The organism is Shewanella sp. TC10, from assembly GCF_009663145.1.
GTDB lineage: Bacteria > Pseudomonadota > Gammaproteobacteria > Enterobacterales > Shewanellaceae > Shewanella.
This window is the reverse complement of record NZ_VKHR01000054.1, coordinates 15,382-36,658: the sequence shown is the minus strand read 5'-3', so window position 1 is coordinate 36,658 and position 21,277 is coordinate 15,382. Positions and strand designations below refer to the sequence as shown.

Annotated in this window: 18 protein-coding genes and 1 pseudogene; 13 read left to right on the top strand and 6 right to left on the bottom strand. The window is 40.6% G+C overall.

Annotation, left to right across the window (positions count from 1 at the left end; genetic code table 11):
• A pseudogene (locus tag FNZ24_RS16680) lies at positions 1 to 881 on the bottom strand (phosphate ABC transporter, permease protein PstA); the annotation flags it as partial.
• Positions 882 to 939: 58 nt separating this feature from the next.
• Positions 940 to 3,195, bottom strand: coding sequence for an ABC transporter permease subunit (locus FNZ24_RS16675; protein WP_153915972.1), 2,256 nt, complete (start codon positions 3,193 to 3,195; stop codon positions 940 to 942).
• Positions 3,196 to 3,453: 258 nt separating this feature from the next.
• On the opposite strand from FNZ24_RS16675, the gene FNZ24_RS16670 reads away from it, so the two are divergent.
• Entirely contained in the window at positions 3,454 to 3,960 is a 507-nt protein-coding gene (locus tag FNZ24_RS16670) for a glycine cleavage system protein R (protein WP_153915971.1), read from the top strand.
• A gap of 282 nt (positions 3,961 to 4,242) precedes the next feature.
• Entirely contained in the window at positions 4,243 to 5,061 is an 819-nt protein-coding gene (locus FNZ24_RS16665; protein ID WP_153915970.1) for a DUF2797 domain-containing protein, read from the top strand.
• Between the two features lie 106 nt (positions 5,062 to 5,167).
• Here the strand turns inward: FNZ24_RS16665 and FNZ24_RS16660 are convergent, their stop codons facing one another.
• A complete protein-coding gene (locus tag FNZ24_RS16660; protein WP_153915969.1) occupies positions 5,168 to 5,746 on the bottom strand; it encodes a DUF4136 domain-containing protein in 579 nt (192 codons plus the stop codon).
• 357 nt (positions 5,747 to 6,103) lie between these two features.
• Between FNZ24_RS16660 and FNZ24_RS16655 the strand changes: the two genes are divergently transcribed.
• The 3 genes from FNZ24_RS16655 (at position 6,104) to FNZ24_RS16645 (ending at position 8,604) form a co-directional block, all read left to right on the top strand.
• Positions 6,104 to 6,700, top strand: a complete 597-nt coding sequence (locus tag FNZ24_RS16655) for a LysE family translocator (RefSeq protein ID WP_153915968.1) — start codon at positions 6,104 to 6,106, stop codon at positions 6,698 to 6,700.
• 28 nt (positions 6,701 to 6,728) lie between these two features.
• Positions 6,729 to 7,280, top strand: a complete 552-nt coding sequence (locus FNZ24_RS16650; protein WP_153915967.1) for a DUF1415 domain-containing protein — start codon at positions 6,729 to 6,731, stop codon at positions 7,278 to 7,280.
• Between the two features lie 118 nt (positions 7,281 to 7,398).
• On the top strand, positions 7,399 to 8,604 hold the full coding sequence (locus tag FNZ24_RS16645; protein WP_228768522.1) for a multidrug effflux MFS transporter: 1,206 nt from the start codon (positions 7,399 to 7,401) through the stop codon (positions 8,602 to 8,604).
• A gap of 52 nt (positions 8,605 to 8,656) precedes the next feature.
• On the opposite strand, the gene FNZ24_RS16640 is transcribed toward FNZ24_RS16645, so the two are convergent.
• Positions 8,657 to 9,088, bottom strand: coding sequence for a MarR family winged helix-turn-helix transcriptional regulator (locus FNZ24_RS16640; protein ID WP_153915966.1), 432 nt, complete (start codon positions 9,086 to 9,088; stop codon positions 8,657 to 8,659).
• Between the two features lie 142 nt (positions 9,089 to 9,230).
• On the opposite strand from FNZ24_RS16640, the gene FNZ24_RS16635 reads away from it, so the two are divergent.
• From FNZ24_RS16635 to FNZ24_RS16625, 3 genes are all read left to right on the top strand, one after another.
• Complete coding sequence (locus FNZ24_RS16635) at positions 9,231 to 9,743, top strand: DUF2798 domain-containing protein (RefSeq protein ID WP_153915965.1); 513 nt, start codon at positions 9,231 to 9,233, stop codon at positions 9,741 to 9,743.
• A 50-nt stretch (positions 9,744 to 9,793) separates the two neighbouring features.
• Entirely contained in the window at positions 9,794 to 10,108 is a 315-nt protein-coding gene (locus FNZ24_RS16630) for a DUF3861 domain-containing protein (protein WP_153915964.1), read from the top strand.
• Positions 10,109 to 10,189: 81 nt separating this feature from the next.
• Positions 10,190 to 11,044 (top strand): SDR family oxidoreductase, encoded by an 855-nt coding sequence (locus tag FNZ24_RS16625; RefSeq protein WP_153915963.1) that lies wholly within the window; start codon positions 10,190 to 10,192, stop codon positions 11,042 to 11,044.
• Positions 11,045 to 11,131: 87 nt separating this feature from the next.
• Here FNZ24_RS16625 and focA read toward each other — a convergent pair whose 3' ends face one another.
• Complete coding sequence (gene focA, locus FNZ24_RS16620; protein ID WP_153915962.1) at positions 11,132 to 12,076, bottom strand: formate transporter FocA; 945 nt, start codon at positions 12,074 to 12,076, stop codon at positions 11,132 to 11,134.
• A gap of 614 nt (positions 12,077 to 12,690) precedes the next feature.
• On the opposite strand from focA, the gene pflB reads away from it, so the two are divergent.
• Positions 12,691 to 14,973 (top strand): formate C-acetyltransferase, encoded by a 2,283-nt coding sequence (gene pflB, locus FNZ24_RS16615; protein ID WP_153915961.1) that lies wholly within the window; start codon positions 12,691 to 12,693, stop codon positions 14,971 to 14,973.
• Positions 14,974 to 15,065: 92 nt separating this feature from the next.
• Positions 15,066 to 15,797, top strand: coding sequence for a pyruvate formate lyase 1-activating protein (gene pflA, locus FNZ24_RS16610; RefSeq protein ID WP_153915960.1), 732 nt, complete (start codon positions 15,066 to 15,068; stop codon positions 15,795 to 15,797).
• Between the two features lie 36 nt (positions 15,798 to 15,833).
• Here the strand turns inward: pflA and yfbV are convergent, their stop codons facing one another.
• Positions 15,834 to 16,277, bottom strand: a complete 444-nt coding sequence (gene yfbV, locus FNZ24_RS16605) for a terminus macrodomain insulation protein YfbV (protein ID WP_153915959.1) — start codon at positions 16,275 to 16,277, stop codon at positions 15,834 to 15,836.
• A gap of 175 nt (positions 16,278 to 16,452) precedes the next feature.
• Here yfbV and ackA point away from each other — a divergent pair, with 175 nt between their 5' ends.
• From ackA to FNZ24_RS16590, 3 genes are all read left to right on the top strand, one after another.
• Complete coding sequence (gene ackA / locus FNZ24_RS16600) at positions 16,453 to 17,652, top strand: acetate kinase (RefSeq protein ID WP_153915958.1); 1,200 nt, start codon at positions 16,453 to 16,455, stop codon at positions 17,650 to 17,652.
• A gap of 64 nt (positions 17,653 to 17,716) precedes the next feature.
• Positions 17,717 to 19,864 (top strand): phosphate acetyltransferase, encoded by a 2,148-nt coding sequence (gene pta, locus FNZ24_RS16595; protein ID WP_153915957.1) that lies wholly within the window; start codon positions 17,717 to 17,719, stop codon positions 19,862 to 19,864.
• Positions 19,865 to 20,494: 630 nt separating this feature from the next.
• Positions 20,495 to 20,908, top strand: coding sequence for a hypothetical protein (locus FNZ24_RS16590; protein WP_228768521.1), 414 nt, complete (start codon positions 20,495 to 20,497; stop codon positions 20,906 to 20,908).
• The last annotated feature ends 369 nt before the right edge of the window (positions 20,909 to 21,277 follow it).

The following is a 21,277-nucleotide window of genomic DNA, read 5'->3' as shown; positions in this document are numbered from 1 at the left end:
GCTTCACGTGGGTCATGGCTAACAAATCGACCTAAACCAACAAACCAGTGAACCACTTTATCAAAGCTGTTCATGCGGTTCACGTAGCTAACGTCTAATACCGAATCAAGTCTAAGAATAACTTCTTCGCCACGCATATCGCGAATGATGACTGAATCACGTGCAGCTTTATCACGCAGTGCAAACAAGTCCTTTTCCATGACTAGGTAGTCTTGGTTTAGTTGCTCGGCTTGCGCATCAAAGTCGGCTTTAATCTCAGGAGTTAACTTACCCTCAAGCTCAAAACCACGCTCTTTTAAACGTAGGCGCTCAAGTGCATAGTTAACTGAGCCAATTTCAGACTTTTGCAGTTTAAGTGCTTGCTCGCCAATATCCACAGCACGTTCGATATGTTCTTCTAATGCTGTTTCAATTTGCTCGCCCTTAAGAGGTAAACGCTCACCATCTTCGATAACAGCAACTGGGTAGCCATAAAAGTTACCATTTTTAGTACGCTCAAACATGGCGATATCAGCTGGCTTTTCACGACTAACAATATCTGTTTCCAATATCCATCGGAAATCGAGTCCAACAAACTCACGGTTACCTGTTTTTACAAGGTAGCGAGTAACAAACTCACCCGGATGTTCTTCAAAGGTGTGACCTGCCGAAATCAAACGGTCAGTAGGCACATCTTCTCGGTCATAAATTTCACCGATTAATGTCGACTTAACACCTTGGTTATCTTCCATTTCCCACTGATAGATATCAGCAGGCCAGAAGTAACTTAAACCGCGCCAAGCAATCAATAACAACAAACCAAGTACTGCAATTAAGCTGATACTTACTGCACCACCAGTCATCCATATCCATGGAGAACCTGATTTAACCCACTTACCCATTGCTCAAACCTCTCAAGGCGATTTGCGAAATATTAAATACTGTTTTCATCTTCATTCCTTAAAGTGAGCTGTAACGTTCGCGTAAACGCTGACGTACCACTTCTGCAATGGTGTTAAAGACAAAGGTAAATACAAACAAGACGAATGCTGCAAGGAACAGTACACGGTAATGTGAGCTACCAATGGCAGATTCTGGCATTTCAACTGCAATGTTAGCGGCCAAGGTACGCATACCTTCAAACACACTCCATTCAAGAATTGCCGTGTTACCTGTTGCCATCAAGACAATCATGGTTTCACCTACCGCGCGGCCAAGCCCCATCATCACTGCAGAGAAAATACCTGGGCTTGCTGTTAGCAATACCACACGGGTTAATGTCTGCCAGTTAGTTGCACCTAGTGCTAACGAACCGTTTGATAAATGACGTGGTACCGAGAAAATCGCATCTTCAGCAATCGAGAAGATGGTTGGAATAACCGCAAAGCCCATCGCGATACCAACAACAAACGCGTTACGTTGGTCGAAAGTAATACCAAGCTCATTGGTGATAAATTGACGTGTATTACCATCAAAAAATGCAATCTCAATCACTGGGCTAATCTCAAACGAGAACCAACCAACAAATAAGATAACTGGGATAAGCATGATTTCTTGATAAGTCTCAGGTAAACGTTGCTTCCATTTAGCCGGTAACTTGCTCCAAGTGTATGCACTAATCAAAATACTGGTTGGCAGTAGTGTCAATAACACTAAAATACCTGGCAAATGTTCTTCAATTAACGGGGCTAACCATAAGCCTGCTAAGAAGCCCAAAATAACGGTTGGTAAGGCTTCCATGATTTCAATGGTCGGTTTAACCACACTACGCACTTTTGGCGCCATGAAGTATGCAGTATAAATCGCACCTGCAATAGCAATTGGAACTGCGAATAGCATCGCGTAAAACGCCGCTTTCATCGTACCGAAAGCCAGTGGCATTAAGCTTAATTTCGCTTCAAAATCATCTGAGCCAGACGTTGACTGCCAAACATATTGCGGCTCAGGATAACCTTCGTACCACACCTTCTGCCACAATGCGCTCCAAGAGACTTCTGGATGGTCATTATCAACTGCAAAAATGTTCAAGCTGTTATTAGCTTCAACAATCAGTGCGTTTGAGCGTGGACTGAATGCCATTTCACCAGGCTGAGCAATACTAAACTTTTCAGTGAATAAGTTACGTTGACTGGTGGTATACAAAAGAGACAACTCACCTTCAGGGCTCACAACCGCGAAGCTTTTACGATAGAACTCAGTAGCGATTGTTTGTACTGGAGACTCGATCTCGAAGTCACGAATTTTTTGATACAAACGACCATTGCGGCTACTCACCTGAAAATACTGATCAATTGTGCCGTCTTCGTAATTCACTAATACTGAACTTGCACCCGCTAGTAGGCTAACGTTTGATACTTTGTTGCTGCCATCTTTCACATCTATGACTTGCAGTAACGTCGGCTCATCAGTATCGCGGATGTTATAGATAAAAATCTTATCTGGAGTAGGTAGAATTAGTTGGCGATGATCTGGCGTCATCAGTGCTGTTAATGCATCTTTAGGTGCATCTTCAACAACCGTTAGGTCTGAATACCATTCGACTTCTTCAGTCATCATGTTTTCTTCGCCTTCAAGACGATTCAATTTCCATGCGCCATCATTATCTTGGTAAGCAAAGCCGATACGACTATCGATATAATCAAACACCAAGTTATTTAATGGTTGACCTTCGTCGACCATAATAGGCGTTTCACCAAGTGGATAACGTAAACGCGGCGTAATTGTGCGCACGTTATCTGGATAAGTTACACCAAAGTCGATTCCAACAACTAAAGCCTCACCAGAACTTAAACCTAGAGCAAAGCGTTGCTCATTTGGCTTAGCTTTAGCACTGCTTACGACAGTAGCACCTGCTGGAAGCGGAGGATTAAAGCTTTGAATTAGCTGTCTGCTGGCAACTGAATAAAAATCAACTTGACCATCAACTGTGACGCGATAAGCAATTTCGTTCTGCTCGTCACTGCCGACCATTAATGTGGCGACATCAGTATTTTGATAACTAATTGTTGAAACAGGTTCAACATCAGCACCATCAAAAATAGGTTTAATGACATATAATAAGTAAAAGAAAATCAACAACAAAGCGACAAAAACCATGGTTCCACCCACAGTAACTCCGACTTCAGCTGCTTTATCTGTAAATGCTCTTCGATTGGTTCGTCTACTAACAAGTAAACTCTTCGTCTCAGAACCAGGCTGACCTACCTGACTTTCCATTCAGAACCTCTATAATTAATCGTCAGCGAAATTTCGCTATGATTGTTTAATCCGCTGTGATACTAAATAAATAGCTGTTTTATTTACCTAAACTGACAGTTCCCACTTTCTAAGTTATTAGTTGGTGTAAAAAGCAGCAGTTTAGCGAGCTTATATGACATTTTTTGGATGCCAATTTTAATTGGCTGAATTATATGACGTAAATATGACAGTAGTGTTACAGCAGATTTATTTGTTAAGAATTTGGGAGTTTCAATTATGTTACGTTACCTGATCACCTTGCAAGCCCCTGATAGAAAAGGATTAGTTGAGCAAATAGCAAATGTTATAAGTCGTCACAATGGTAACTGGCTAGATTCTGAGATGCGTCATATCGATGGTGTTTTTGCCGCAATATTACAGTTGGAAGTCTCAGCATTAAAATGGGATGCCATGTTAGATGCTTTAGAGTGCATTGATGGTCTAAATTGTACTTATTGCAAAACAGGCCATATTGCAGAACCAATTAAACGATTAAGCTTTAATTTAGTTGCCTATGACCGTGAAGGCTTAGTACTTGAAATATCAAATAAGATAAATGCACTTGGGATTAACATTGAGCAATTTAGTAGCCAACAAGAAACTGCCAGTCACAGTGGTATAGCGCTCTTTAGAGCTACGATGGGCCTAGGTTTGTCCGATCCAAGTCAAGAAGAACAATTAACCGAGTCACTTTATGAATTAGGCGACGATGTTGTGTTAGACAAACTGAGCAAAACAGCATAAAGCTTGCATTATCTGATGCACAAACACGACTAATATTCAATTCAACCATTCATCATCAAGCTATATCACCAGCGTATTGGCCAATGCATTCGCTGGTGCTATAAGCATGATACCCACCGCATTACCCTCTACTCACTCCATACAATCGACAAACTTAAAGTTTCATATAACTGTCATAAACATCAACTGCACTTAACGGCTTATTCAATCTAAAAAACCGTTTAAATTTACCTTCAAGCATCTGTTAGACTAGCCACAAATGATAAAAACAATGAGCAAATGATGTTAGGAACACTGTCTAAAATGCGCACTCAGCTTGATGAGCAAAATGAAGTGCAATACAAGTTACCTGTGGGTGATGAAACGATCGACCTCAACCCTTTAATCGGCAAAACGCTAACCTTAACTCATACGGGTAATATCTTCTGCAGTAGCTGCGGGAAAAAAACCAAAAAGAGTTACTCTCAGGGTCACTGCTATGTGTGTATGTCAAAGCTTGCAAGTTGTGACTTATGCATAATGAAGCCTGAAACCTGCCATTACGATAAAGGCACCTGCCGTGAGCCTGAATGGGCTCAAGATCATTGCTTTGTGCCACATTATGTCTATCTATCAAATACTTCAGGCATCAAAGTCGGTATTACGCGTTACACTCAAATACCGACTCGTTGGATTGATCAAGGCGCGACACAAGGGCTGCCTATATTCAAAGTCTCTACCCGCCAACTATCAGGTTTAGTCGAAGTTGAATTAGCCAAGTTAATCAACGATAAGACAAACTGGCAGGCGATGCTTAAAGGCAATGCTGAAGATGTTGATTTAGTCGAAATGGCCAATCAACTGATCCCTGTGATTGAAGAACGTTTACAAGAAATCAAACAAGAAAATCCTGATTTCGTCATTGAGCGCTTAGATGATTCTATTCAAGGGATCAAGTTCCCTATTACTGAGTTCCCTAAGAAAGTGAAGTCCCATAACTTTGATAAAACTCCTGAAGTGACGGGTATTTTGCAAGGAATTAAAGGCCAATACCTAATATTTGATACTGGCGTTATCAATATTCGTAAGTTTGGCTCCTACGAAGTGAGTGTGGCTGTTTAATCGCTAAAGCGCATTGACTAACAATAACAAGGCCGCTGATGCAGATCAGCGGCCTTGTTTTCTAACAGTGTTTAAATAACAAACTCAAAAAAGCGGTTTCTGATTACTACATAACGTGATTAGGCACCGAATTAAGCATCATGCTCGTCAGCTTATCAAAACGCTGCTCTCGGTCCTCAATGGGCTTATCCGTATCAGTAAAGCCTTGAGCAAGTACTTTCCAAACCGGCTGGATACGAATAGGGCTAAACAATGCCACCAGCACAGAGCCTTTTTCATAATCGTCATCAACGCCTTTGGTTGATAATCCAGCGACTAAGCCAGCGCGTTTCATGATTTCTTTATCACTCATCTCTGACTCTAACGCCATACCAAATCCCACCAACATACTAGGAGATTCATTGGCCTCAACATAATGATAGCCTTTTGCTTCCATTATTTTAGTAATCGATAAACGCATATGCCTAACGAGTTCAGCATCATCAAGCTTATTAGCACTATGGATAGTAAACATCGTTGGGTGCCATCCAAAGCTCTTTGAACTCGATGAAATCAAGCTTAAGTCACCAGAGGTTACCATAGTGATACGAGTCGGAACTGGATCCACGCTGGTCTCATTACTTGCACACCCGCTGAGTAATACGGCCACTAAACTAACCCATACACACCACTGTTTATTTATCATTTATCCGTTAATCCTATAATCAGAAACTGGCAAGTACTGCGAAAATAAGCACATTATTCAAGAGCAATATTCAAGAACAATAATCAAGCGCAATAGTTTAAAAGCGCGAGCTGTAACATCTATAATAATTTAACATATGAACCCTAACCTAACCTGACTCAATTTTAATAACAAGATTTGAGAATGTTTTAATTATATTTTAAACACTTGAGAACAAATAACAAAAGCGGCTCCAACTATTTATACACAAGTGTATCTTGGCAATATTAACTTATATCAATTTTTTATTTGTTCATGCACCGATAGTCGCTAAAATACTCTTCTTAAAGCAATCTCTACACTAAAATGACAAGGTTTATGGAACTCATTATAACCATCGCATTATTTGCCTTTTCTGCAGGTATTACCCCTGGCCCTAACAACATCATGTTGATGACTTCAGGGGTGAATTTTGGTGTAAAGCGCAGTATCCCTCATTTATTAGGGATCATTGTCGGCTTTCCTAGCATGGTGCTCGCCATTGGATTAGGCCTAAGTGCCGTGTTTCAAGCCTACCCAGTGGCTCATCAAGTCATAAAAGTGGCAGGCATTCTCTATCTGCTCTATCTTTCTTGGCTAATTGCGAATAGTTCAAGTAATTTGGAAGGCAAAAAAACATCTAAACCATTTAACTTTTTACAAGCAGCGGCATTTCAGTGGGTGAATCCAAAAGGTTGGATTATGGCCGTTGGTGCCATTGCGACTTTTACGAGTATTGACCAGTCTTTAGCCCCACAAGTCATTACCATAGCAGTAGTGTTTTTCTTTGTGGCATTACCTTGCGCCTCAATATGGCTGAGCTTTGGTGTTGGCTTAAAAAAATTACTCAAAAATCAACGCCAACAAAGAATATTTAATATCTCAATGGCGTTATTATTAGTGCTATCCATTATCCCTATGGTATTACCTAACTAGTCGTGTCAATTAAGCAGTAGGAATTCAGATGTCAGCGTTAAACGAATACCATTTAGAGACGGAAAACTGGGTCAGTAAAGTGATCATGAAATATAACATTTGCCCTTTTGCCCGCCGAGAAGTTGAGCGTAACAGCATTCGTTATTATTGCAGTGAACACACCAAGGTTAAGCAAGTGATGAAAGATTTCATTACTGAGTGCCAATATTTAGACAAGCACCCTGAAGTTGAAACCACCCTTTTTATCATGCCACGTGGCTTTGAGGGCTTTTACAGTTACCTAGATATTGTAGATTTAGCCAACGACAAATTAGTTGATAATGATTATGAAGGGGTTTATCAACTAGCCAGCTTTCACCCCGACTATTGTTTTGAAGGCGAACCTCAAGACAGCCCTGCCAATTATACTAATCGCTCCCCTTATCCGACGATTCATATTATTCGCGAAGCCAGTATGGAAGCCGCACTTGCTGAATATGATGAGCCAGAATCAATTCCGGAGCGAAACATCGCCTTTGCAGAGCGTAAAGGCAGTGAGTTTTTTACTGCATTATTAAAACAATGCCAGGTCAATAAATAACAGACATAAGTAGCGGATATAGGTAGCTGATATAGTTGCGAATATAGTTAACAGCGATAAACCTATAGAGAATGAGTCAGAGTAAGTAATCAGTGCAGTTCAACTTAAGAGTATCAAATTGAAAAATCCACAACCGATACTGGGTCGAACCGGTATGCTATTTTTTCTGGTCATTATTAGCGCATTTCCGCCATTGACGATTGATTTGTATTTACCCGCTTTACCAACAATGGTTGAAGTGCTCAATACCAATCAATCTATGGTGAACTTAACCCTCAGTAGCTACTTTGTCACTTATGCTTTTGGTCTACTTTTTTGGGGGCCACTAAGTGAAAAGTTTGGCAGAAAACCCATTTTACTCATAGGTATCAGTGGTTACATCTTCGCGAGCATTGGTTGTGCGCTCTCTGGCAATATTGAACAACTTATTGGTGTAAGGATCATGCAGGCATTTGCAGCCAGTGCCGTCACAGTGGTTGCCACAGCCATTGTTAAAGACAGTTTTACTGGTCGAGAGCGTGAAAAGATCATGGCCACCATCATGTCTTTAGTCATTATCGCTCCCATGGTTGCGCCAGTGATTGGCGCTTTTTTGCTACAAATAGCCTCATGGCGGATGATGTTCGTGGTGCTCGCCATATACGGTACTTTTGCGGCAATATTAGCCCTGTGTTATCAGGAAACCTTAGAGAAGAAATATGTTGGCTCAATACTTCGCTCTTGGGGACGACTGGCAGTGATAATTAAAAACCCGAGGTTTGCCATTTTGTTAGTGGTTTTTTCGATGACATCAATGGCACTAATGGGGTTTCTTGCATCGGGATCTTACATCTATATTAATGACTTTGGCCTCACTGAGCAGCAATTTAGCTATGCATTTGCCTTTAACGCAATGTGCGCTGCATTCGGTCCAATGATCTATATGCATTTGTCGCGCTATATCACTGTAAAAAGAATCATTACCCTGTGTTTTATTTTACTTACTATTGCAGGTGTTTTAACCCTCAATATCGGTCATATGTCAGCATTAACTTTTGCTCTTATCGCAGCCCCTGCCACTGTCGCTATTATCACCATGAGAGTGCCTGGTACTAATTTAATGCTAGAGCAACAAACCCAAGACACCGGCTCAGCAGTAGCCTTGATCCAATTCAGTAGTATGATGTGTGGAGCCTTGGGCATGGTTTTAGTCTCATTAAGCCAAGCATCTTTAATTAACAACTTGGGCTTAATTCAACTCAGCGTCGGCTTACTCGGCGCTATTTTATGGATAGTTATCAAAAATAAACCCTTCGTTTCTGATAACTTAATTGAAAATAACTAAACTCATAGAGTAACTCAAGAATTAGCTGAAAGTTTTTTGGTCATAGCTTGGTTCATGAATTTGATGACAAATTCTTGGCCATTTTTGCAGCTATATTTTCGAACAAAATAAGCTCCTCTTCTGTTATTCCATCAGTCATCTGCTCATGTATTTTTTTATCAATTTGAGCTATTTCCCCCATAATCTGCTGGCTTTTGTCGGTTAAGCGTAAACATTGGCTGCGTTTATCTTCAGGGTTAGGTTCTTTCACGATTAGCTCTTGCGTGATTAAAGTATTCAGCAGGCGAGTGACTTGAGATTTATCCCGATTTAAGAAGTTAGCAATATCTATTGCTGTGCACGGAACTTTCTTGTTAATAATTTTTAAAACGCGCACGTGCATTGGCGCGATGTCTAAATTCAGTTGCTCAATTCTATTATGTAATTGACGCTTCAAGCTGTGCACAAGCGGAAACAGACGGTCTAAAGATTTACGTTCTTGCATAACACCCTCCAAAAAACTAGCTGACATTATCAACTTAAAACTAGTTGATATTATCAATTAAAAATGATTGACATTATCAACCAAAAGACTATAGTTGACATTATCAACTACTTTAACGCTAAATTCAACACAGGAGGCTCACATGAGTTCACAGATAATTCAACCACAAGAGATTAATTCAAAAAATGAGACAAACTCAGCTGCGACTCCAAAAACGCCGATGTATATCAAAGTACTCACAGTGCTAGGCATGATGACGTTAATGGGAGGCACATTAACAGGTGTGATGACTTTTATAAATCTCGGCTATACCGATAGTTTTTTTAACGACTGGTTAAGCTCTTTCCTGCTAGCGGCCATGACTGTTATGCCTATCGGCTTTCTAATGATGGTTATACTGACCAAATTATCTGAAAAGCTAATGCCAAATTCAGCAGAGAAAACGAGAAACTTACTTGTAGGCATTAGTATGGCGTTGGTTATGGAATCAGGAATGGCACTATCTACCACTATCAATAACATTGGACTTACAAGCGAGGGAATTATTTTCGCTTGGTTCAATACCTTAATTGCAGCATTACCTGTTGCCCTAATTATGATGATAACGGTGTCATTGACCATCAAGCCTAAAGTGGAAGCGCTACTAAAGAGTTAGCAACAAATTAACTCCGACGTATATAAATCATTAAATTTAAGGTAATAATTATGAATACAATTATCCGTAAAGGTCATAGCTACCGCATTACAGTTGAAGAAATTAACTTACCAGAACAACAAACTGGCAAAACATTAGATTTTGAATTACAAGATAGAGAAGACCTTTTTAACGTGGTCAACAATTTGCAAAAAGGAAGTGGGCTTGAACCATCATTAGCGACTAAAGTTGCTGTTGCAATTAGGCTATTAGGGCCTGTAATGATGGAAAACCGTAAGCACCCATTATTTGTGGAGTTTATGCCTCACTTTAAATCGTTTATGCATAACCTTAAAAGCACGGTCAAAAGTGCAGTGAAGAATTAATTATCAATTTTAGTAGATACTGATAAGTCAGCCTTTGTAAGTTAGTTCTAAGTCAATATGTAGACCTTTAGGAGTCAATGAATGAATATCGCTATTACAGCAGCAAGTGGACAACTCGGCAGCGCCATTGTCAAAGCACTATTAAAAATAACCCCTAAAGAAAACATCATTGCTTTAGCGCGGACTCCTGAAAATGCAAAGCACTTAAACGTTGAGGTTCGCCCTGGTGATTACAACGAACCATTACAATTAGAGCAATCTTTGCAATCAGTTGATGTTTTGTTGTTAGTGTCGGGTATGGATGCGCCTGATAAACGGATAAATCAACACCGCAATGTTATTGAGGCGGCTAAAAAAGCCGGTGTTAGAAAGATTGTCTATACCAGTGTTCAAGGCGCAGAGGAAAATACCGCCTTCTCCCCTGTTATTCAAAGTAATCGCCAAACAGAACAAGATGTCAGAGATAGTGGCTTAGATTGGGTTATCGGCCGCAATGGAATTTATATAGAGCCGGATATTGAATACATCGACAGCTATAAAAAATTAGGGTTTATTGCTAATTGTGCTAATGATGGTAAATGTGGCTACACCACAAGAAGTGAGCTGGGCTTCGCTTATGCATGTATGTTGACTAATGATAAGCACAATAGCCAAACTTATAATCTCCATGGTGAAGCACTCACTCAATATCAATTGGCTGATTATATGAACCAGGCCTTTGACACCGAATTGACATACAAACCTATGACGGTTAAAGAATATCAGCAAGATAGGATTGCTGAATTAGGTGACTTTATTGGCACAGTGATTGCGGGAATTTATCAAGGGATCCAAGAAGGAAAGGCAAATAACCCAAGTCACTTTGCACAAGCTGCAGACCGAGCACATATTAGCTGGGACGAGTACTTTACAGAGTTGAAAAGTCATACTAAGTAGACTATCAGGTTGGTATTAATAATAAAAAGCCCAGAGTTTTCTGGGCTTTTTATATGTATTCTATTAGCTTACGTTGTTATTTTATAATCAATCTTTTTGCTCAGCTTTGGTCACTAATGATGCATTACTGGCACCTTCTGAACCAATGGTTAACTTACCTTGCTCAACAAGCCAAAACCCTAATCCAACAAACACACCACCACCAACAATATTGCCCAATGTCACCGGAATGAGATTGTTAAACACAAAATTGACTAAGGTTAAATCTGCATATTGCTGCGGGTTAATGTTTAAAGCAAGGTAGAAACTTTCAGGAGCAAAGCTATGGATAGCCACTCCCAAAGGCACCATAAACATATTCGCAATACTATGCTCAAAACCACTACTTACAAACATAGCCACAGGTAATATCATTAATAATGATTTGGTTAACAAGTCTTTGGTTGCAAACGTCATCCAGACCGCTAGGCACACTAACATGTTACATAAAATACCTAAGGTGAATGCCTGACCCCAAGTATGATGAATTTTATGCTGGGCAATATTAAGCGCATTAAGTCCCCACTGCCCGCCGTTTAACTCAAACATTCGTGAAGACATAATCAGCAACACCATAATAAGTGCACCGAGTAAGTTACCACTATAAACCCTTGCCCAGCATTGTAGTTGCGTTGCTGTTTTAATCTGTTTTTGCGCCCAAGGAATTGAAGTGAGCACAGTGCTGGTAAATAGCTCTGCACCGCAAATAACCACTAAAATAAGTCCTAGGCTGAATGCAATACCACCAATAAAGCGTGTCATTCCCCAACCACTCGTGCTGCCTGTGGTCACAGTGACATAAAACACAAATGCGATGGCAATAAACGCACCAGCAAAGATCGATAAGATAAAAGATTGCCAAGGACTTTTTGCCACTTTGGCTAAACCAAACTTTTCAGCTTGCTCATAAGTCGTCGGTACTGGTGACTTATTGGTTAACTCGGTCGTTGAATTCGCCGAATTCTGGCGTTCTTCACCGGTTAATTTCTGCATAAAAAACCTCAAATCTTTTTACTCAAAATAGGACTAACTTCGCCATTCAATGTCACTTATTTCAACAATAATTAACCCAGCATTTCAAGCCAACATTTAATCATACAAATAAATTGGTAATACCAAGATTTTTCCTATGAACTTGCCTGTTAAGGCTATTTGAAAGACTAAGTTTTCACTAATAAACGATCAGCTTATCTAAAAGATGCTATAAAACAGTATAGCAAAGCTAGGGCCTGATAAGAAAGCAACACAAAGCTAGCCAACAACAAGCCGCAAGAGTAGTCACTAATGATTGAATAGAAAACTTTTTGCTCAAAAAGTGTTAGCAAGATAACATTTTTGTCCATATCTTATTCGATTTTGATTTAATTAAGTGAAGTTGCATAAAACCTATGCTAATATCTTTTAGGTAAATTGGTCTTACCAATTTGGATTTATAAGAATTTTAGCTAACTCAGTAAAAATATTAGTGGGTTAGCACACAGATTAGATGCCTTAGTCATTATCCATTATTAAGGGTCTCAATTTTTTGATACGCCAACTTGGTTGTAACAGTTATCAACTACCATCGTGTGGCGCATCAACAGTCAATTAACGAGAAGGTAATTACCATGACCGATAAAACAGAGTTATTTGCAAACGCTTGGCAAGGTTTTGAAGCTGGCGATTGGAAAACTGAAGTTAATGTTCGTGACTTTATTCAGAAAAACTACACACCTTATGAAGGTGATGAGTCTTTTCTAGCGGGTGCCACTCAAGCTACTGAAACACTTTGGGACAAAGTGATGGAAGGTATTAAGCAAGAGAACAGCACTCACGCTCCTGTTGATTTCGATACAAAAATGGTTTCAACCATTACCTCTCATGATGCTGGCTACATCAATAAAGATTTAGAAACCATTGTTGGTTTACAAACTGATGCGCCACTTAAACGTGCAATGCTACCAAATGGTGGTATCCGCATGGTTGAAGGTTCTTGTAAAGCATACGACCGCGTATTAGATGAAGATGTTAAGTACACTTACTCTGAGTTACGCAAAACCCATAACCAAGGTGTATTTGATATTTACACGCCTGAAATTATGGCTTGTCGTAAGTCTGGTATCTTAACCGGTTTACCTGATGCATATGGCCGTGGTCGTATCATTGGTGACTACCGTCGCATCGCGCTTTACGGCGTAGACTACCTAATGAAAGACAAGTTCGCTCAGTTCTCTTCTCTGCAAGCAGGTTTTGAAGCGGGTGAAGACTTATCAAATGTAATGCAACTTCGCGAAGAAATTGCTGAGCAACATCGTGCTTTAGGTCAGATGAAGAAAATGGCCGCTAAATACGGCTGTGACATTTCTCTTCCTGCAACCAACGCAAAAGAAGCGATTCAGTGGACTTACTTCGGTTACCTTGCTGCAGTTAAAAGCCAAAACGGCGCTGCAATGTCACTAGGTCGTACTTCATCATTCCTTGATATCTTCATCGAACGTGACATCGCAAATGGCGACTTAACAGAAGAACAAGCACAAGAAATGGTTGACCATTTCGTAATGAAACTACGTATGGTTCGTTTCTTACGTACACCAGAATACGATGAGTTGTTCTCTGGCGACCCAATTTGGGCAACTGAATCAGTTGCTGGTATGGGTTTAGATGGTCGTACTTTAGTGACTAAGAACAGCTTCCGTTTCTTACACACTTTATACAACATGGGCCCAAGCCCTGAACCAAACATTACTGTTTTATGGTCAAATGCATTGCCACAAGGTTTCAAAAACTTCTGTGCAAAAGTCTCTATCGACACGAGTTCAATCCAGTACGAAAACGATGACTTAATGCGTCCTGACTTCGAATCTGACGATTACGCAATTGCTTGTTGTGTTAGCCCAATGATCGTGGGTAAACACATGCAGTTCTTTGGTGCTCGCGCTAACTTAGCTAAAACCATGCTTTACGCAATCAACGGCGGCGTGGATGAGAAACTGAAAATTCAAGTTGCTCCAAAAGCAGACGCTATCACCTCAGAAGTGTTAGATTTTGATGATGTTATGGGTCGTTTAGACGGCTTAATGGATTGGTTAGCGACACAATACGTGACAGCACTTAACTCTATCCATTACATGCATGATAAATACTCTTATGAAGCTGCACTAATGGCACTTCATGACCGTGATGTTCGTCGTACAATGGCATGTGGTATTGCGGGTCTTTCAATTGCTGCCGATTCATTATCAGCAATTAAATTCGGTACGGTTAAGCCTATCCGTGATGAAGACGGTATCGCAATCGACTTTGATATTTCTGGTGACTACCCGAAATTTGGTAACAATGATCCACGTGTAGATGACATTGCTTGTGACTTAGTTGAGCGTTTCATGGCTAAGATCCGTACTAAGAAAATGTACCGCAATGCAGTTCCAACACAGTCAATCTTAACCATCACTTCTAACGTTGTTTATGGTAAGAAAACAGGTACAACTCCTGATGGTCGTCCAGCTGGCGCGCCATTTGCCCCAGGTGCTAACCCAATGCATGGTCGTGATGAGAATGGTGCGATTGCATCACTTACATCTGTTGCGAAACTGCCTTTTGCTCACGCACAAGACGGTATCTCTTACACTTTCTCTATCGTGCCAAACGCGTTAGGTAAAGATGAGACAGGTCGCCGCGCTAACCTTGCATCGCTAATGGATGGTTACTTCATGAGTAACGCTAACAGCGAAGGTGGTCAGCACTTAAACGTGAACGTCATGAACCGTGAAATGCTTGAAGATGCAATTGTGAACCCTGAAAAGTACCCACAATTAACCATCCGTGTATCTGGTTACGCTGTCCGTTTCAATGCATTAACACCTGAACAGCAACAAGATGTAATTACTCGTACTTTCACTAAAGGCTTGTAATACTTCTTAAAATTGGTTGTACTAATATTCAGTTATGTCGTCCATAGCATTTAGTTAGTACAACCTTTTTTTTTTGCTTGTTTGGAGAGCCCATGACCACAGGTCGTATCCACTCTATTGAGTCCTTTGGCACTGTTGACGGCCCTGGCATTCGCTATGTCGCGTTTATGCAAGGCTGTTTAATGAAATGCCAATATTGCCACAACCGCGATACTTGGGATTTAGACGGCGGTAAGGAAGTCACTGTTGATGAGCTAATGAGCCAAATCATCAGTTATAAACCTTTCTTGCAATCTGGTGGGGTCACAGCAACCGGCGGAGAAGCCATTCTTCAGGCTGAGTTTGTCTCTGAGTTATTTAAAGCCTGCAAAGAAAATGATCTACATACCTGTCTAGATACCAATGGTTTCGTACGTAAATACACGCCAGTCATTGACGAATTACTCGACAATACTGATTTAGTGTTACTCGACATTAAACAAATGGATGATGCAAAGCACATTGATTTAACTAAGGTCAGTAATCAACGTACTCTTCAATTTGCCAAATACTTGGCAAAGCGTAACCAAAAGACATGGGTGAGATATGTGGTTGTAGATGGTTTCACTGAAGATCTTGCTTCAGCTGAAGCATTAGCGGACTTTATTGAACCAATGAACAATGTTGAAAAGGTAGAGTTACTACCTTATCACCAATTGGGAACTCACAAATGGGAAGCGTTTGGTGAAACATACTCACTCACTGATACCAAACCACCTAGTAAAGAAACCATGGAAGCCATCAAGGCTGTATTCACTGAACGCGGCATAAAAGCTGACTATTGATAAATTAACGGAAAGATAAATTAACGGAAACGGCAATTAAAGCTGTTCCCAATAACTTTTATCTAAACGCTCAAACGCCATTTTTAATATAAGTGCCATATCTAAATAACACGCTTTAGCCCCTAAGGGTTGGCATGTTATGCCCATGGAACTCATTTTAGTGGTGAGCTGATTAGTCCAATCAAACAGTGTTATTGGTAATGGGTGTTTAGCGCGTAAGCCTAACCATAACAGGCCTTGAATTGGCAAACTGATAAAGAATAACAGTATCGCAATAGCTTGAGGCAGAAACGCCCAGCCATTGACATACACTTGGCTAATAGCAGCCAAGATTGCGAAAAGCGGCATAAACATAATGCCTAAATGGGTTGCCCTAACAACACGGTATTCAGGGAAATAAAACCCAAGTTGTCGAACCATAGGCCAAGCTTTCATGTAACGCCGACCATCACCTATGATTTTGAAGACTTTTACGCTCAACGTTACGCCCTATAAGATTTGAAGTATATATGCACCATAGCACACAGCGATAATTAGCCCCAAATTTACGGTAAATTTATCGGTTGTTTAGTAATTAATTAACTATGATTGATAGTTGAAATAACACATTTCACGTCAATTTAAATTTTGCACGATCAGACTAAAAGGTCTCAACATGTCAGAAAAACTCGTACTAGTACTCAACTGCGGTAGCTCTTCTTTAAAATTCGCTGTAATTGATGCTGTTTCAGGTGATGATCACATATCAGGACTTGCTGAATGCTTCGGTTTAGAAGATTCACGCATCAAATGGAAAGTTAACGGCGCAAAAAATGAAGCCAAGTTAGGCGCATTTACCGCTCACCGTGAAGCTGTTGAATACATAGTTAACAATATTCTTGCTGACCAGCCAGAATTAGCGGCACAAATCCAAGCAATTGGTCATCGTATCGTTCATGGTGGTGAGAAATACTCTCGTTCAGTGATCATTAATGAAGACGTGATTAAAGGTATTGAAGATTGTGCTTCACTCGCACCACTTCATAACCCTGCACATTTAATCGGTATTCGTGCGGCAATGGCATCATTCCCTTCTCTGCCACAGGTTGCTGTATTTGATACTGCATTCCACCAAACCATGCCTGAGCATGCTTACATATACGCCCTACCTTACAAGCTATACCGCGAGCACGGTATCCGTCGCTACGGTATGCACGGTACTAGCCATTTATTTGTGAGCCGAGAAGCTGCCAAAGTACTTAATCAAGACGTCGCTGATACTAACGTTATTGTGGCTCACTTAGGTAATGGCGCGTCTGTGACTGCTGTTAAAGGCGGTAAAAGTGTCGACACTTCAATGGGTTTAACACCACTTGAAGGTTTGGTTATGGGTACACGTTGTGGTGACATGGACCCTTCAATCATCTACCACTTAGTTAATCAACTTGGTTACACCATTGATGAAGTGAATAACTTACTCAATAAGCAAAGCGGATTATTAGGTATTTCTGAGCTAACCAATGACTGCCGCGGTATTGAAGACGGTTATAAAGACGGCCATAAAGGTGCAAGTCTAGCATTAGAAATCTTCTGCTACCGTTTAGCAAAATATATCGCCTCTTACACTGTCCCGTTAGGACGTTTGGACGCGGTGGTATTCACTGGCGGTATCGGCGAGAACTCAGACATCATCCGAGCAAAAGTACTAGAAATGCTGGCTATCTTTAACTTCAATGTTAATGAAGAGAAAAACCTAGCTGCACGTTTTGGTAAAGACGGCGTGATTACCGAAGAAGGCAGCACTGTGGCGATGGTTATCCCAACGAATGAAGAGTGGGTTATCGCTGAAGATGCAATTAAGTTAATCAAAGCTTAATCACCATTGCCCATACGTAAAGCCTGCATAGCGGGCTTTACTTACGCTATTTATAGAGGTCTCTATGTCTCGTAATATTATGTTAATCCCAATTGGAACAGGTGTAGGTTTAACCTCACTGAGTCTTGGGATGGTACGCGCGCTTGAGCGCAAAGGCGTTAAAGTACAGTTCTTCAAACCGATTGCACAAATTCGCAATGGTGATAACGGCCCTGAGCGTTCAACGACAATTTTAAGTCATTCACCGACTGTTAACCCGCTTGAACCATTTTCAATGGAACATGCTGAAAACCTGATTCGTTCTGAGCAAATTGACGTGTTAATGGAGCAAATTATTGCTCGCGCTAGCGAATGTGCCGCAAATACCGAAACGATTGTTATCGAAGGTTTAGTGCCAACTCGCACACACCCATTCTCTGACGACATCAACTTTGAAATCGCTAAAGCACTTGATGCTGATGTGATTTTCATCGCAACGCCAGGTAACGATTCGCCTAACGGGCTAATGAACCGTCTAGAAATCGCTTACAACTCTTGGGGCGGCCATAAAAACAAACGTCTTATTGGTTCAATCATCAATAAGATTGGCGCACCTGTTGACGATGAAGGTCGTGCTCGCCCTGATTTATCAGAAGTATTTGATCATGCAGAAATATCTAGCAACGATACCTCTGCGATGTTCCAACTTCCAGGTAAAAGTCCGCTGCGTATACTAGGTAGTGTGCCTTATAACCTTGATTTAGTCTCACCACGCGCATCTGATTTAGCTAAGCATCTCAACGCTAAAATCATCAATGCTGGTGAAATGAATACTCGTCGTCTGCGTAAAGTGACCTTCTGTGCACGTAGTATTCCGAATATGGTCACTCATATTCGCACTAATTCTTTGCTAGTGACTTCAGGCGATCGCTCTGACGTGATTGTTTCTGCCTGTCTTGCTGCAATGAACGGGGTAAAAATTGGTGCCTTATTGCTGACTGGTGGTTACGAGCCCGAGCCTGAAATCATGGCGTTATGTGAACGGGCTTTTGAAACAGGCTTGCCTGTATTCTTAATCGATAGTAACACTTGGCAAACGTCATTAAACATTCAACGTTTTGACCATGAAGTCCCAGTAGATGACTCAGTTCGAATTGATAGCGTTCAAGAGTTTGTCGCAAGTCATATTGACCAAAGCTGGATTGAAAGCGTGACGCAAAACTCGCCTCGTGAGCACCGTTTATCACCACCCGCTTTCAGATACAAACTGACTGAGCTTGCTCGCGCTGCCAAGAAAACCATTGTATTGCCTGAAGGTGAAGAGCCAAGAACCATTAAAGCGGCTTCTATTTGTGCTGACCGTGGTATTGCTCGTTGTGTCCTTCTGGGTAATGTTGAAGAAATCCAGCGTATTGCAGCATCACAAGATGTTGTTTTAGGTGAAGGCGTACAAATTATTGACCCACTGCAAGCTCGTGGTCGCTATGTTGAAGGCATGCTAGATTTACGTCGTCATAAAGGCCTAACTGAAGTCGTTGCAAAAGAGCAACTGGAAGACAACATGGTATTAGGTACCATGATGTTAGCTAAAGACGAAGTCGACGGCATTGTATCTGGCGCAGTTAACACTACAGCTAATACGATTCGTCCTCCACTACAGTTAATTAAGACAGCACCAGGTTCAAGCTTAGTATCTTCTATCTTCTTTATGTTGATGCCTGATCAAGTACTGGTTTACGGAGATTGTGCAATTAACCCAGATCCAAACCCAGAACAACTGGCTGATATTGCAATTCAATCAGCTGAATCTGCAGCGGCATTTGGTATTGAGCCACGTGTGGCGATGATCAGTTACTCTACGGGTACATCTGGTACGGGTTCTGATGTTGATAAAGTACGTGAAGCAACTCGAATCGCTAAAGAGAAGCGTCCTGATTTAGTCATCGACGGTCCTTTGCAATACGATGCAGCGGTAATGGAAAACGTCGCTCGCTCTAAAGCACCTGACAGCCCTGTAGCTGGTAAAGCGACTGTATTTGTATTCCCTGACTTAAATACAGGTAATACTACATACAAAGCGGTTCAACGAAGTGCTGACCTCATTAGTATTGGCCCAATGCTGCAAGGTATGCGTAAGCCTGTTAACGATTTATCACGCGGCGCTTTAGTTGATGATATTGTTTACACAATTGCGTTAACTGCGATTCAAGCGGCTCAAAACGAACAGTCTTAATTAAGCTTTCTTTCCTAAACTTTGGGAAATTAAAAAGCACTTTCGCTGGTATGCGAAAGTGCTTTTTTTATGTTTATCTGTTGGCTTAACTCAATATAAATTCTTTATATAGCTGCATATCTGGTTGGAGTCATTCGACAAAAAGTCATTCTTATAAGCTGAGACTAAGATCACCTTATTAAACTGTATTAATAATGGATTTTAAGAAAGTAGTTTTGAGTGAATTGCAAGGGATATACACAAGAAAAAAGCATAAATATTGAGATAAAAATAGAAATTTACACAAGACAAATAAGGGGTGTCACTTTTTAACCAGCACTATAAAACATTAATTATCATTAACTTATAGACAAGGCTAATAGTATTCAACAAAGTTGTCCACAGATTTTGTGGATAACCCAAAGTTATCCACCAAACTCTAGAAGCAAGCTCGGAATAGTTAATAACACTAATTTTAGACTATATATTAAGATATGCCACGAGTCCCATTTACAGTCAAGATCTTTATACAAAAACTGCAAATAACTCTTCGAAACTTGTGTCTATGCAATGAAATAGAGATACTGACTTATCACCATAAAAAATCTAACTATTATGCATAAAATTTTTGCCATCTTTAGTGTGTTAATTATGACAGCTTGCAGTCCAGCAGAAGAAAGTCAGCAGGGACGCCTAGAAAAAGCATTAAGCCCTGAACAAGTTTCCATAGGCTTCTTTACTGCCATTTATGTCGATCGAGATGTAGAGAAAGCCAAGGTGTTCGTAAGTCCTGAACTGCAGGATATTATGTCCCATTACCATATTGCATCAGCTGTACAACGCCATGTATTGGGCCTTTCTATGACTGACGTTGAAATGAGTATTGATGATATCGATATTGATTTCTTTCGTAAGTTTACCGATGAAGTTGATGTAAAGGTCAAGGTTGAAGGATTACGAGGCGGTAGCCCTTGGGTGGACGATCGCACGATTAAACTCGTCAAAAATGGTAAACGTTGGACGATTGTTGAAGTGTTAACAGAGAAAGGTCGAATTGATTTATAGCATCAGCTCGCTTGAACATCGCGATTTGTGACGGCAAAAAGCGTTAAGATGTGATTTTTATTGAAGTATCTACTCATGTAGCCCTTGTCTCACGATGCGTTCAACAATCACACCTCAGACTAATCACTGTGAATAACCACCAAATTTGAAGCATAAAAAAAGCAGCTAAGGCTGCTTTTTTTATGCTTGAGAAAGAGCTAATAGTATTAGTTCAATCTACTTATTCTTCTTCAGTAGGTAGTGACTCTAGAACGTCATCTTTTACTTGATAATAAGCATTTTCGTATTCATGAACTTCCATAGTAACTCCTATCAACCTAAGGTCGTTTTGTAGGGGGTAAGGAATGTCTATTATATAGGGGGTGACAT

What these genes read in the sequence shown, in the direction of transcription:
- ackA (WP_153915958.1), top strand. Translation starts at nt 16,453, where the DNA reads ATGTCAGAAAAACTCGTACTAGTACTCAACTGCGGTAGCTCTTCTTTA.
- FNZ24_RS16625 (WP_153915963.1), top strand. Translation starts at nt 10,190, where the DNA reads ATGAATATCGCTATTACAGCAGCAAGTGGACAACTCGGCAGCGCCATT.
- FNZ24_RS16670 (WP_153915971.1), top strand. Translation starts at nt 3,454, where the DNA reads ATGTTACGTTACCTGATCACCTTGCAAGCCCCTGATAGAAAAGGATTA.
- FNZ24_RS16665 (WP_153915970.1), top strand. Translation starts at nt 4,243, where the DNA reads ATGTTAGGAACACTGTCTAAAATGCGCACTCAGCTTGATGAGCAAAAT.
- FNZ24_RS16660 (WP_153915969.1), bottom strand. Translation starts at nt 5,746, where the DNA reads ATGATAAATAAACAGTGGTGTGTATGGGTTAGTTTAGTGGCCGTATTA.
- pta (WP_153915957.1), top strand. Translation starts at nt 17,717, where the DNA reads ATGTCTCGTAATATTATGTTAATCCCAATTGGAACAGGTGTAGGTTTA.
- FNZ24_RS16590 (WP_228768521.1), top strand. Translation starts at nt 20,495, where the DNA reads ATGACAGCTTGCAGTCCAGCAGAAGAAAGTCAGCAGGGACGCCTAGAA.
- FNZ24_RS16655 (WP_153915968.1), top strand. Translation starts at nt 6,104, where the DNA reads ATGGAACTCATTATAACCATCGCATTATTTGCCTTTTCTGCAGGTATT.
- FNZ24_RS16630 (WP_153915964.1), top strand. Translation starts at nt 9,794, where the DNA reads ATGAATACAATTATCCGTAAAGGTCATAGCTACCGCATTACAGTTGAA.
- focA (WP_153915962.1), bottom strand. Translation starts at nt 12,076, where the DNA reads ATGCAGAAATTAACCGGTGAAGAACGCCAGAATTCGGCGAATTCAACG.
- FNZ24_RS16635 (WP_153915965.1), top strand. Translation starts at nt 9,231, where the DNA reads ATGAGTTCACAGATAATTCAACCACAAGAGATTAATTCAAAAAATGAG.
- pflB (WP_153915961.1), top strand. Translation starts at nt 12,691, where the DNA reads ATGACCGATAAAACAGAGTTATTTGCAAACGCTTGGCAAGGTTTTGAA.
- FNZ24_RS16675 (WP_153915972.1), bottom strand. Translation starts at nt 3,195, where the DNA reads ATGGAAAGTCAGGTAGGTCAGCCTGGTTCTGAGACGAAGAGTTTACTT.
- FNZ24_RS16650 (WP_153915967.1), top strand. Translation starts at nt 6,729, where the DNA reads ATGTCAGCGTTAAACGAATACCATTTAGAGACGGAAAACTGGGTCAGT.
- pflA (WP_153915960.1), top strand. Translation starts at nt 15,066, where the DNA reads ATGACCACAGGTCGTATCCACTCTATTGAGTCCTTTGGCACTGTTGAC.
- FNZ24_RS16640 (WP_153915966.1), bottom strand. Translation starts at nt 9,088, where the DNA reads ATGCAAGAACGTAAATCTTTAGACCGTCTGTTTCCGCTTGTGCACAGC.